The organism is Paenibacillus sp. MB22_1 (genome assembly GCF_047200555.1).
GTDB classification, from domain to species: domain Bacteria; phylum Bacillota; class Bacilli; order Paenibacillales; family Paenibacillaceae; genus Fontibacillus; species Fontibacillus phoenicis.
The window spans coordinates 2,568,981-2,581,260 of the sequence record NZ_JBLADV010000002.1; the positions used below are offsets into that span (position 1 = coordinate 2,568,981).

Annotated in this window: 10 protein-coding genes; 8 read left to right on the forward strand and 2 right to left on the reverse strand. The window is 52.7% G+C overall.

All coding sequences use genetic code 11. The features are described from left to right. The first annotated feature begins 16 nt into the window (after positions 1 to 16). The 4 genes from ACL02P_RS23420 to ACL02P_RS23435 all read left to right on the forward strand — a co-directional run bounded on the left by ACL02P_RS23420 (position 17) and on the right by ACL02P_RS23435 (position 3,401). Positions 17 to 1,051, forward strand: coding sequence for a helix-turn-helix domain-containing protein (locus ACL02P_RS23420; RefSeq protein ID WP_009226294.1), 1,035 nt, complete (start codon positions 17 to 19; stop codon positions 1,049 to 1,051). After that, complete coding sequence (locus ACL02P_RS23425) at positions 1,048 to 2,136, forward strand: Gfo/Idh/MocA family protein (protein WP_009226295.1); 1,089 nt, start codon at positions 1,048 to 1,050, stop codon at positions 2,134 to 2,136. Before ACL02P_RS23420 ends, ACL02P_RS23425 begins: the two co-directional genes overlap by 4 nt. 294 nt (positions 2,137 to 2,430) lie before the next feature. Continuing rightward, a complete protein-coding gene (locus ACL02P_RS23430; RefSeq protein WP_009226430.1) occupies positions 2,431 to 3,012 on the forward strand; it encodes an ABC transporter permease in 582 nt (193 codons plus the stop codon). Further along, entirely contained in the window at positions 2,976 to 3,401 is a 426-nt protein-coding gene (locus ACL02P_RS23435; protein ID WP_412838184.1) for an ABC transporter permease, read from the forward strand. The genes ACL02P_RS23430 and ACL02P_RS23435 overlap by 37 nt, the downstream gene beginning before the upstream one ends. Here ACL02P_RS23435 and ACL02P_RS23440 read toward each other — a convergent pair whose 3' ends face one another. Beyond that, positions 3,402 to 5,024 carry a response regulator gene (locus tag ACL02P_RS23440; RefSeq protein WP_412838185.1) on the reverse strand — a complete coding sequence of 541 codons (1,623 nt, stop codon included), beginning with the start codon at positions 5,022 to 5,024 and terminating at the stop codon, positions 3,402 to 3,404. 53 nt (positions 5,025 to 5,077) lie between these two features. Continuing rightward, a complete protein-coding gene (locus tag ACL02P_RS23445; protein WP_016313163.1) occupies positions 5,078 to 6,907 on the reverse strand; it encodes a sensor histidine kinase in 1,830 nt (609 codons plus the stop codon). Positions 6,908 to 7,124: 217 nt separating this feature from the next. Between ACL02P_RS23445 and ACL02P_RS23450 the strand changes: the two genes are divergently transcribed. The 4 genes from ACL02P_RS23450 (at position 7,125) to ACL02P_RS23465 (ending at position 12,277) form a co-directional block, all read left to right on the forward strand. Beyond that, a complete protein-coding gene (locus tag ACL02P_RS23450; protein WP_412838281.1) occupies positions 7,125 to 8,468 on the forward strand; it encodes an ABC transporter substrate-binding protein in 1,344 nt (447 codons plus the stop codon). 99 nt (positions 8,469 to 8,567) lie between these two features. Then, on the forward strand, positions 8,568 to 9,506 hold the full coding sequence (locus ACL02P_RS23455; RefSeq protein ID WP_009226434.1) for a carbohydrate ABC transporter permease: 939 nt from the start codon (positions 8,568 to 8,570) through the stop codon (positions 9,504 to 9,506). Between the two features lie 12 nt (positions 9,507 to 9,518). Then, positions 9,519 to 10,358, forward strand: coding sequence for a carbohydrate ABC transporter permease (locus tag ACL02P_RS23460; protein WP_009226435.1), 840 nt, complete (start codon positions 9,519 to 9,521; stop codon positions 10,356 to 10,358). A 35-nt stretch (positions 10,359 to 10,393) separates the two neighbouring features. Continuing rightward, a complete protein-coding gene (locus ACL02P_RS23465; RefSeq protein ID WP_412838186.1) occupies positions 10,394 to 12,277 on the forward strand; it encodes a DUF2264 domain-containing protein in 1,884 nt (627 codons plus the stop codon). Positions 12,278 to 12,280 lie beyond the last annotated feature (3 nt).

Sequence of the window (12,280 nt, forward strand, 5' to 3'; positions counted from 1 at the left end):
GAAAAGAGGGATCAAGATGCGGGCAGATCATCGCGAATCGACAGGGAAGAAGCCGGTTGACCGTAAAGCGGCGGGGAGCGCAAGTCCTTTTCCGTACGCCAGAATGGCGGAAAGGCAGGATGCACTCGACCGGCTGGAGCTGCAATTCCGCTGGGGTGGTTACGGAATTCGCGTGCTGCGCTGCCATCTGGCCTCGTTTCCTCCTGGACATATCATTCAATTTCATAAGCACTCGGGCTATGAATTCCATTATATTCCGAAAGGCAAGGGCAAAGTGATTCTCGTTGACCAGACTTATGATCTCCACGAGGGGCTATTCTATTTGACCGGACCGGATCTGGTGCATTACCAGGAATCGGACCCGGAAGATCCGATGTATGAGCTTTGTCTTCATTTGGAGATCGAGCCGCTGGAGGCGGACGCCCAGCCCGGCGGCTGGGGAGACGAGTTGGAGGCAGCGGAGGCGGAGGAGTGCATCACCTCGTTGGATCGTTTGCCCATCGCACCGGTCGTTGACCGGTTCCATGCGATGAGCGGTTTTCTGGAGGCGTACCGTATTTTGGAGGAGCAGCCGATCGGCTTCTACACGCTGCTGAAGCAGGAAATCGTGCAGATTTTGCTGCGCACCGTTCGCGTGCTGGACCGGGCCGACGACAGAAGGGGAATTCCAGAACGGGATATGAGCTTCCATCGCTACAAGTTGGCCACGCAATACATTCAGGACAACGAGAGCATGCCGATCTCGCTGGAGCAGGTTGCGGAGGCAATCGGGATCAGTCCCCGGCAGCTTCAGCGGATCTTCCGCAGTGAAGGGAGAACGACGTTCCGCGATTATTTGGAGCATACGCGGCTGACCGCGATCTGTTCGGACCTGCTCCTGACAGACAAAGCGATTGAGGAGATCGCCATCGCCCACGGTTTTGCGAATCCAAACTATCTGTATCCGGTGTTCAAGAGCAAGTATGAAGTAACGCCAAGCGCGTACCGCAAAATGCATGCGGGCGAGCATTCGGCGCCCCATTCCAAACGAGAGAAGGAAGCGAGCATATGAGTAAACAATTGCGTATCGGCATTATTGGAAGCGGCGGAATTGCCAAAGCCCACGTAGCGGCTTACCGGAAGCTTCCGTTCGTAGAGATCGTGGCAGTCGCCGACGTGATTCCGGGCAAAGCCGCGGATTTCGTGGAGGCGCTGCAATTGGTTGGCGCAGCAGCCTATGACGGCCATCGCAAGCTGCTCGAGCAAGAGTTGGATGCCGTCAGCATCTGTACGCCAAACGTCTCGCACCATGAGACAACGGTCGATTCGCTGAAGGCGGGCAAGCAAGTGCTGCTGGAGAAGCCGATGTCCGTCACGTTGGCGGAGGCGCTGGAAATGACCCAGGTTGCGCGCGACACCGGCAACATGTTGTCCATCGGGTTCCAGCCCCGCTATGACCCGAATATGAAGCTGCTGCAGGAAATTGTGCAATCCGGGCGTTTAGGCAAGGTCTACTACGCCGAGACGGGCGGCGGCCGTCGGCGTGGCATGCCGGGAGGCACGTTTATCAGCAAGAAGCTGGCGGGAGCCGGGGCGATGGCAGACATCGGCTGCTATTCGCTGGACATGGCGCTGAATACGCTGGGGTATCCTCGTCCGCTTTCGGTATCTGCTTTTACGTCGAACCATTTTGGCCGTAACCCGCTCTATCATCCTGAAGCGTCCAGATTCGAGGTAGAGGACTTTGGCGTGGCGATGGTTCGCTTCGAGAACGATCTTGTGTTGCAGTTCAAAATCTCTTGGGCGATGCACATGGACACGTTAGGCGCAACGATGTTCCTTGGTACCGATGCGGGGCTCAAAATCACGCCGGCAGGCAGCGGTCCATGGTCCGGCGTATGGGACGGCTCGGTAGGTTCAGTTACGCTGTACCACGACGAATACGGCCGTAACACCCAGACCCCGATTCCACTCATCGAGCACAAATTGAACCTGTTCGACGAGAAGGTCCGAGACTTCGCAGAAGCGGTTCGCGACGGTCGTCCTGCGCCGATCCCCGGCGAGCAAATTTTGATCCAACAGGCGATTATCGACGGCGTGCTGCGTTCCGCTGAATTGGGCCGCGAGGTGTCTGTAGAACTGCCGCGAAATGATTAATCTATCATCGATATAAAGCATATCTCAACAGTCCCTGCGCTTCTTGGCAGGGGCTGTTTATGTTATGTCCCAGAAATGAGGGGGAGGCAGGATTCAAGAGACTTCTTGTCGAACTATAGAACTATATAAGGGATTTTATGGAAAAGGAGGGATATATATGATTGCAAATCGATCTTTTATCTAACATATCGTGAAAACTATGAAAATTTAACATTCGATTTACAATGATATAAGCCATCTTTCATTTCATCTATGTTAGAATAAGTGACAAATTAGGGGTTCAGGAGGATGCGGATGTGGACTTATCTGATTCGCCGTGCCATTTATTCGGTGATTGTGTTATTTATCGTCATGAGCGTATGTTTTTGTGCGATGCGTTTTATGCCAGGGAACATCTGGTCCCTAAGCATTGGGATGACCGAAGAGCAGCTCCAATTCGCAAACGAACAGAAAGCTCTCTATGGTCTGGACTTGCCCATTTACCAGCAATATCTCCGGTGGATCAATGACCTGCTGCATGGGAACTTTGGTCTGGATTATAACCAGATCCCAATTAATCTGTACATCTGGAGATATGTCTGGAACAGCTTCACCTTGTTAGGCACGTCCATGATCATTGCTTTGATGATCGCTATTCCGTGGGGAATCTATAACAGCAGACGGCAGGATGGGCTATCGGATAAACTTGGCCTGATCCTAAGCCTGGTTGGGTACAGCATTCCCGCGTTTGTGCTGGGGCATTGGCTGCAGGAGATTTTTGCCTTCAAATTGTTTTGGTTCCCGCCAAGCAGTATGCATACCCCGAACAAAAAAGGAGAGCTGGACGACCTCATCACCACATGGTACTCCCGGTTGCTACAGTCACGATCGGATTGATTGCTTATTATATGAAAATGGTCCGCACCAGCCTGATCGAGGTGCTGCCTTCTGAATTTCTGAATCTGGCTCGCGCCAAAGGGGCTTCGGAACGAAGAGTCACCTATCGACATGCGTTAAGAGTTGGTTTAATCCCCGTCATTACCATCATCATGCTGGATTTGCCGACCCTGATATCGGGTGCCGCGGTGGTCGAGAATGTTTTTAACTGGGGAGGTATAGGAAGCTTGGCGGTATTTTCCGCGCAATCCCGGAACTATCCCGTGTTGCTCATGATCATCTTAATCATCTCTGCATTTGTGGTGGTTGCCAACTTTCTGGCTGACCTGCTCTATACAATTGTCGATCCTCGGGTGAAGATTCATCGAAAAAGCGTTCTGCGGCGTTGATCAGCTGGAAGGCAGCGAGCTGTTCATGCGCTGAATAAATTCCCGCGGCGATATGCCTTCTACTTTTTTGAACACTTTGCTGAAATAAAACGCACTTTCATACCCCAGCTTCTGCGAAATTTCATAAATGCGGCCTTCACCGCGAACCATCATTTCCTTAGCGGCTGCGATTTTAGTCTCCGTGACGTATTCCACGAAATTGATTTTGGCCGTTTTGGAGAAGAGATGGCTTAAGTAATTGGGGCTGAAGTTAAAAACATCCGCCACCTGATTTAAGGACAGCTTACTGTTCAAGTTCCGCTTCACATAGTCCTGCACGTTCCGCACGATTTGCTCCTTGTAACTTTGCTTGCGGGAAGACAGGATTTCGCAGCAACCGTCCCGGAATTGCACGAGCCAATCGATCACGCCTTGGGTTGTTTGCTTTTTATAGATCGCGCGATACCCCTCCGGCTCATTCTCGAAAATTTGCTCAACCACGTTCTCGCCGTCTGCCAGCAAAGAGGTGGCCATATATAAAATATTGCAAGCCGCATCGGTAGCGGGTACAACTAACTCCGGCCGGCCATTAAACCGATCAATGAGATTCGTGATCATGGTGTGCAATGCGTGGGTATCCAGTTCTTCAAAGGCGCGGCGGATCTCCGAACGGGAGACGATGGCATCGACTCCTGGGGAAGCGAGATTCTCCGCTTCGCTCTGGGTGAAGAAGACAAACGATTGCTGATCGAGGGCAAACGGCAACGCCCGCCGGGCAGCCAGGTAGCTTTCATGCAGCAGGTACGGGTCCTCCACGGCTTTCCCAACCGCGCCGATGATTTTTACATTGAAATAGGAATGGAGCACCTCCGCCATATGGTGCAGGAGCTCCTCCACTTCCGGCATCCAGTGGGTCGGATCTGGATCTGACAGGGGCAGCACAATTGCAAAGTTCCGCAAATCCAGGCTGGTTACGAAGCAGGGGCGCGACGAGGCGAGTGTATCCTTAGCCATCTGCACCGTGCTGGAGCACAAAGCGACCAGCTTATCCCCGCGCGGAGGGACGCTCTCCGGTCCCTGAATCCGGCAGGAGCAGACGAGGTGGGCAGGAGCGGATAAATCCAGCTCAAGATCGTCTCGTTGCAACAGGAACTGATTTTTGTTCTCGAACAGCTGATTAAACAGCCGGATAAAAAATTTATCGCGCAGCGCATGTAAATTGCTGCGGTACAGCATACTCGGGTAACTCTCCACGGTTTGGTATTCCCCCAACATGGCAACGGCCTTCTGGACGGATTCGGCCAGGATCTGCGGGGTTAGCTCCAGCTTGACTAAATAATCCGCTGCCTGAAGATGAATGGCGCGACGTGCGTATTCAAATTCCTCATAGCTCGTTAAGAAGATGAAGAGCGGTATCCGGCCATATTTGTCGCGTACGGATTCAGCGACCTGCAGACCGGTTTTGACCGGCATCTTAATGTCGGAAATGACCAGGTCAGGACGCAACGATTCGATCATTTCCTCTGCCTGAGCACCGTTGTGGGCGATGCCCACGATTTCGATCTGATAATCTTCCCATTTGAGCATGGACTGCAGGCCGATACAGACGAGTGCCTCATCATCGGCAATCAGCATTTTAATCATACGATCACTTCCTCCCGTGGTTTACGATAGCGACAAGTTGTCAAAGTTGGAGGTCAAGACTTCCGGCAGGGCAACAGCAAATGCATTCTCGTAAATTCGTTCAACTTGCTTTCGATCGAGAGGCCGTATCGATCCCCAAAGGTCAGACGCAGCCGATCGTGTACGCTGCGGAGCCCGATATTTTCGAACAGGCCTTTGGAGCCGGGTTCTTCTTGCTTGGACAAAATCGCCTCAATTTGGGCTTCACTCATTCCCACGCCGTTATCCTCAATCGTAATCCGCATGTCATACCCGCTCTTGGCCACAGACACCGTGATGTTGCCGCGCCCCTTCGGTTCGATTCCATGAAAAATCGCATTCTCCACCAGCGGCTGCAGTGTAAAGCGGGGAACCAGACTGGAAAGGAGCTCCTCGTTATCAATGATTTGATCCATCGTAATCGTGCCGCCGTAGCGATATTTCTGAATGAGGAAATAGTCATTCATCAGGCTAAGCTCTTCCTGCAGCGGAACCAACTTGCGTTGATCTTTGGCGATGCTGCGCAGCAGCCGCGATAAGGAGGTGACCATATCTGCGATACCCGTAGCGTTCTGAATCGTAGCCATCCATCTTATCGAGTTCAGGGTATTATAGAGAAAATGAGGACTGATCTGGCTTTGCAGCATGCGATATTCCAGTTCCTGCTTCTGCTTCTCGTCCGCGACACGAGATTCCATCAGCGTCAAAATATCCTGGGACAACCGATTGATGCCGCGTCCCACATCCCCGAGCTCGCTGTTCCATTCAATATTCCGGTCGATAAAGAAATTACCTTGCGCGATCTTATCGATCCGTTTGCGCAGCTTCTCTACGGGCAGGCTGATGGTGCGGGTTAAATACAACATAATAAATCCGCTTAATGCCAGCACCAGCACAGAAACGCCAATCATTAGCAGCAGCCAAGCGTTGAGCTGTGGAGCAAATTGCTTCTTGTCCAGCGTCTGGGCGAGTCTGACGCCTTCCCGCACCGGATAGGACACCGAGATGAGGCGTTCCCCGTCCTGCTCCATCCATTCGAGCTTGGTGAGCGCCCCGGTGGCTTCACTTTGATCATACGGCAACAATGTGTAAGGGCTTTCGATTTCCTGCACTTTGTCCCCTTCGATCCGGTACGTTTGGCTGCCAAGGGAGAGCAGCAATTCCGAGCCCTCCGGCAGACTGTAGCCTTTAAGCTTATCGGTGATCACGGAGGTGTTCGCCAGAAGATAGACCGTCCCAATGCGTGCAGCCCGTTCACCGTAAATTGGCAGAACGATGGGGATGCCGCTGGAGCGGGAGAACGGGTCCTGGATCACGCGCTCCCAAGCTTCCTTCGCATCTGGGACCAGACCGGGAAGCTGGGTTATATTATGAATATTCAACGGAACTGAAGCGCTTCCAGAATTGTCGACCTGAATGAACTTATCTTGGTGATCCGTGATGATCAGGCGTCGCACGTAGCTGTTGGACCGGTTCACCCGGAAGTCCTCCTGCATTGACAAGAAGGCATTCAGCCGATCTTTGGCGCTGGCTTCCGGTGAGATAAAATAGTCCTGAATCAGCTGATTGGTAGGCGAGTTCGTACTGCTGGTCAAAGCCAAAGTATACAAGTTATTTAAATCTTGATCGATGATATGAGAGACGAGCTGCAGGTTAAATTCTGTCGCCTGAATGGTGGTTTTGCGTTGAAAATACGAGATCAGCTCGTAGCTGAAAAAAGACAGAATTCCTGCGATCAGCAAGGCAAACACGGTCATGATCAGGATAATCCGGCTTTTGATAGTGGCTTTTCTTGCGCGCGTGTCGATCACCTCATCCGGTGTAAGATCAATGCGAGTTTTAACCGATATAGATAACAATAACATGAGTTGACATCATCGGTAGCGGTAAGGTTCATAAACAACCATTTTTACATCTTTTGAGTATGATTTTACAGCTTTTCATCCGTTTCTTGAAGAAGCGAATAGAAAAGTGTAGGAAATGAACGCAAAAATGTATGCCCTTACATTTCGGATTTCGATACCATGTACCTAAGGATTCGGCGTTGCCGATCTGGAAAACAGGAGGAAAAGGGGTTTGAAGATGAGACGAAAGAAAGTATTCGGTATTACCTTGGCGGCCGTTCTCCTTATGGGTCTGCTGGCAGGCTGTTCCGGCAACAACGGAAACTCGGGCAAAGCGAATACCACAGAGCCTCAAACGAACAATTCTGCAAGCGTTTCCAATGAGACGGGCGATAAGCCGGTCACGCTGAAATGGGCGCTGTGGGACTGGGAGGCAACCGCTTACTACCAGCCTTTGATCGACGCTTATAAGAAAGACCATCCGAACGTAACGATCGAATATGTTGACCTTGGCTCTACCGACTACATGACGATGCTCAGCACACAGCTCTCTGGCGGTGCAGCCCTGGATATTCTGACCATCAAGGACATACCGGGCTACGTCAACCTGGTGAAGCAGAACCACCTAGAGCCGCTCAAGAGCTTCATTGACACCCAAGGCATTGATACTTCCCTCTACGGCGGAACGGTTGAGCAAATTCAAATGAACGGCGATGTGTACGCGCTGCCTTTCCGCAGTGACTTCTGGGTCGTTTATTATAACAAGGACCTGTTTGATAAAGCCGGAGTTCCTTATCCAACCAACGATATGACGCTGGATCAATACGACGAGTTGGCCCGTAAATTGACGTCCGGCAGCGGCTCGGAAAAAGTATACGGCGCGCATTACCACACTTGGCGCAGTGCAGTTCAGTTGTTTGGCATCCTGGACGGAAAGAACACCATCGTGGATGGCAACTATCAATTCTTGAAACCGATTTACGAACGGATTCTGAAACAGCAAGACGACGGCATCGTGATGGACTACGCTACGTTAAAGACCTCCAGCACTCACTATTCCGGCGTATTCTACAATAATTCCGTTGCGATGATGAACATGGGCAGCTGGTTTATCGCTACGCAAATCGACAAGGTGAAGAGCGGTGAATCCCAGGCTACAAACTGGGGGATCGTGAAATATCCGCATCCGGACGGCGTACCCGCCGGGACAACGCTGGGAACGATTACTTCCCTGGCCGTGAACCAAAAGTCCGCCAACAAAGAAGCGGCTTTAGAATTCCTGAAATTCGTCACCGGTGAAGAAGGCGCAGCGGTGATCGCATCCACGGGTACGATTCCGGCGATCAAAAACGATGAAGTGGTCAACTCCATCGCTTCCATGGACGGCTTCCCGACGGACGAGAACAGCAAAGAAGCTTTGACGACCGAAAGAACCTATCTGGAAATGCCGCTGCATGAGAAGAGTGCGGACATCGATGTCGTCCTGAACGAAGCACACGACAACATCATGACGAAAAATGCGACCATCGACGAAGGATTGGCAGATATGGAGAAACGGGTGCAAGAGGTACTTAATAACTAATCTGATCTCGCATGAGATTTCGATGCTGCCAGGGGCGGGCCTTATGAGCCCGTCTTTTTTTCCCAATGCTCTAGCACAAGTTGGTTTGGAGGAGAAATCATGCAGAATGAACCCGTGTTAGGAACCAAAGCAGTTAAAAGAAGCGCGTTGTCTAAGAACGTTAAAGATCATTTGGTGGCGTACAGCTTCATTGCCCCCAACTTCATCGGCTTTGCCGTGTTTACGCTGGTGCCGATGGTTTATGCGTTTGTACTCGCTTTTGTGAAATGGGACGGGGCTAACCCGATGGAGTACGTGGGATTGCGTAACTTCTCTCGTCTGTTGCAGGACAGCACCTTTCACAAAGCGTTCTGGAACACCATTATTTATACGATTGGCGTGGTGCCGTTAACGATGGTTTGTGCGCTGGCGCTGGCGATCCTGCTCAATCAGAAGCTGTTTGGCCGCAACTTTATGCGGACCGTGTTCTTCTTCCCCTATGTCGCTTCACTGGTTGCCGTGGCAGCCGTTTGGAATTTCGTGTTCAGCCCCACGATGGGGCCGGTGAACAATCTGCTGCACTCGATTACCGGCATCCCCATTGAGGATTTGCCTCGCTGGGCGGCAGATAAAGATTGGGCAATGTTTACGGTCATTCTTTTTACAGTATGGAAAAATATGGGTTATTACATGGTCATTTATTTGGCAGGTTTGCAGGGAGTAAATCCCGAGCTGTATGAAGCTGCCGAGCTGGACGGGGCGGGGCCATGGAAAAGATTCGTCAACGTGACGATCCCGCAGCTGGCACCTACCACGTTCTTTGTACTGATGATCCTGATCATCAATTCGTTTAAAGTGTACGACATCTTTATCAACCTGTTTGCCGGTGCTGATAATCAGCTGAACAACTCGACCCGGGTACTTGTCTATCAAATCTATAATACCGCGTTCCGCTCGCTGGATTACGGGTACGCCAGCGCTATGGCGATCGTGCTGTTCCTGCTCGTTCTGGGGATCACCTTGATTCAATTTCAGGGCGAGAAGAAGTACGGACAATAGGAGGATGCAAAAATGACAGGAGCTAACAAACAAGTCAAAGTCGTTGCCAAGATTTTTGCGTACCTGGTGCTCGCGGTCGTTGTGCTGTGCATGCTTGTTCCCTATGCGTGGATGCTGTCTTCCTCGCTTAAATTAAATAAGGATGTGTTCTCGTTCCCGATGCAGTGGATCCCGGATGCTCCAAGGTGGCAGAACTACGTGGAAATCTGGACGCGGATCCCGCTCGGCCGGTTTATATACAACACGGCGAAGCTGTCGGTGATCGTCACTTTGCTTCAGCTGCTGACTTCCAGCTTTGCGGCGTATGCTTTCTCGAAGCTGCGGTTCAAAGGGAGACATGCGCTGTTTCTTGGCTATATTGCCACCATCGCCATTCCGTGGCAGGCCTACATGGTTCCGCAGTTTATCATGATGCGCTCCATGGGGTTAAACAACACCCATCTTGCGATTATTTTTCTGCAGGCGTTCTCGGCCTTTGGCGTGTTCTTGATGCGCCAGTTCTATCAAGGCATCCCGGATGAGCTCTGCGAAGCGGCGCGCATTGACGGATTAAACGAATACGGGATCTGGGCGAAAATCATGCTTCCGCTCTCGAAGCCGGCGCTGTCCACGCTGACGATCTTCACGTTCGTCAATACGTGGAACGATTTCCTCGGGCCGATGATTTACCTGACCAAGACGGAACTCAAAACGATCCAAATCGGGCTGCGGATGTTCATTACGCAGTATTCCGCTGAATATGGCTTAATTATGGCCGCCAGCGTCATTTCTATCATTCCGGTGCTGATCGTCTTCCTGGCGCTGCAAAAATATTTCGTGCAGGGCGTGGCCTCGTCCGGTATTAAGGGGTAATAGATCATGGTCCCGGATAAAAAGGAGTTGAGGAAATGAAAGTAACGGTTAATGCTCCGCTCCAAACGCGCAGCGATATGGTGAACGTTTTGGAAGAGCTGGTGCGTCCCCTTCGGCCGTTCTATAGCGAAGGCGGCGCCCGGCTTGTGCTTGGCAAGAGCGGGGTGTCCTACCCGGCGGCTGTAGCGGAGATGGAAGGGTTCTCCCGGGTGCTGTGGGGATTGGTGCCGCTGCTTGCCGGCGGCGGCAGCAGTGAGTTATGGGACGTCGTCCTGGACGGCATTCGCTGCGGCACGAACCCGGAGCATCAGGAGTATTGGGGCGAGGTTGGCGATTATGATCAACGGCTCGTGGAGATGGCGGTTTTTGGATTTGCACTGGCGTTGATCCCGGAACACTTCTGGGAACCGCTTCGCCCGGAAGAGCGTGACCGGCTGTACAGCTGGCTGAATCAGATGAACCAGCATCCTTGTTACGATTGCAATTGGTTGTTCTTTAACGTACTGGTGAATGTGGGCTTCCGCAAAGCCGGCTTGCCTTACGATACGGAGCAGCTGGAGCGGAATTTGGACCGGCTGGACGCGTTTTATCTGGAGGACGGCTGGTACAGCGACGGTGTCGGGGGACACAGCGACTATTACGTCCCGTTTGCCTTTCACTATTACGGGCTGCTCTATGCGCGTATCATGGAAGAGGAAGATCCGCAGCGTTCGCAAGTGTATAAAGAGCGGGCCGCGTTGTTCGCAGACGATTTTCTCGCTTGGTTCGCCCCAGACGGGGCAGCGCTGCCGTACGGACGCAGCTTAACCTACCGTTTCGCCCAATCCGCCTTCTGGAGCGCACTGGCTTATGCCGGTGTGGACGTGTTGCCAATGGGGGTATTAAAGGGGCTGGTGCTGCGCAATTTGCGCTGGTGGTTAAGCCGGCCCATTCGCAGTTCCGAGGGGCTGCTTACGGTGGGTTACGCTTATCCAAACCTGGTGATGGCGGAGAACTACAATTCGCCCGGTTCGCCGTATTGGGCGCTGAAAGCGTTTCTGCCGCTGGCATTGCCGGAGGACCATCCGTTCTGGACGGCGGAGGAGCTGCCGCTGCCGGAGCTGCCGGCGCTGAAGGTCCAGCGCCCGGCGCATCTTGTGCTGGCCCGCGATCCTGCGACCGGTCATGTAGCGGCCTTCAACACCGGCCATCGCGGCACGAACGAGCACACCCATACCTCGGCCAAATACGAGAAACTTGTGTATTCCACCGGGTTCGGGTTTAGTGTGCCGCGCGCGGAGTGGGGCTTGTCCCAAGGCGCGTTTGACTCCATACTGGCGCTCAGCGAAAAGGGAGATAACCTGTACCGGGTAAGACGCCGGAACTTGGACACGTCAATTCAGGATAACGTGCTGTATGCGTTATGGAAACCTTGGTCTGACGTAGAGGTGCGCTCCTGGATCGTTGCCGGACTCCCCTGGCATGTGCGGATTCATCACATCGAGACGAAACGACCGCTCGACATCGCGGAGGGAGGATTCGCGCTGGGGGTGGAAACGGAGTTGACGGAGTGGATCGAGGGGACGGAACGGACAGGGCTGGTGGAGCTAAAAGAGAAGAGTGGAGAGGGCCGGATCGCTGCGGGAGCAGCAAGCCCCTTTGGAGCCAGCGGGGTGCAAAGCTTGCTTGGCTTCGAATCGGTCGAGCTGATTCGCCCGAACGCCAATACCAATGTTCTGTATCCTCGCACCGTTCTTCCCACGCTCCTCGCTTCCCTGGAACCGGGGGTACACCTGCTCGCGTCGGCGGTTTACGGCGATCCGTCGCCGGGAGCCTCATGGCAACCAATTACGCTTGATGCGTTAAACCTCGCGATAGGAGAGCGGGAGATCGTGATAACGACCTGCTCGGGGAACGAAATCCATATTGAGCTGGCTTAGTCA

Excerpts from the sequence above, each read along its gene's own strand:
- ACL02P_RS23440 (WP_412838185.1), bottom strand. The coding sequence starts at position 5,024 with ATGATTAAAATGCTGATTGCCGATGATGAGGCACTCGTCTGTATCGGC.
- ACL02P_RS23425 (WP_009226295.1), top strand. The coding sequence starts at position 1,048 with ATGAGTAAACAATTGCGTATCGGCATTATTGGAAGCGGCGGAATTGCC.
- ACL02P_RS23430 (WP_009226430.1), top strand. The coding sequence starts at position 2,431 with ATGTGGACTTATCTGATTCGCCGTGCCATTTATTCGGTGATTGTGTTA.
- ACL02P_RS23420 (WP_009226294.1), top strand. The coding sequence starts at position 17 with ATGCGGGCAGATCATCGCGAATCGACAGGGAAGAAGCCGGTTGACCGT.
- ACL02P_RS23445 (WP_016313163.1), bottom strand. The coding sequence starts at position 6,907 with ATGTTATTGTTATCTATATCGGTTAAAACTCGCATTGATCTTACACCG.
- ACL02P_RS23435 (WP_412838184.1), top strand. The coding sequence starts at position 2,976 with ATGGTACTCCCGGTTGCTACAGTCACGATCGGATTGATTGCTTATTAT.
- ACL02P_RS23450 (WP_412838281.1), top strand. The coding sequence starts at position 7,125 with ATGAGACGAAAGAAAGTATTCGGTATTACCTTGGCGGCCGTTCTCCTT.
- ACL02P_RS23465 (WP_412838186.1), top strand. The coding sequence starts at position 10,394 with ATGAAAGTAACGGTTAATGCTCCGCTCCAAACGCGCAGCGATATGGTG.
- ACL02P_RS23460 (WP_009226435.1), top strand. The coding sequence starts at position 9,519 with ATGACAGGAGCTAACAAACAAGTCAAAGTCGTTGCCAAGATTTTTGCG.
- ACL02P_RS23455 (WP_009226434.1), top strand. The coding sequence starts at position 8,568 with ATGCAGAATGAACCCGTGTTAGGAACCAAAGCAGTTAAAAGAAGCGCG.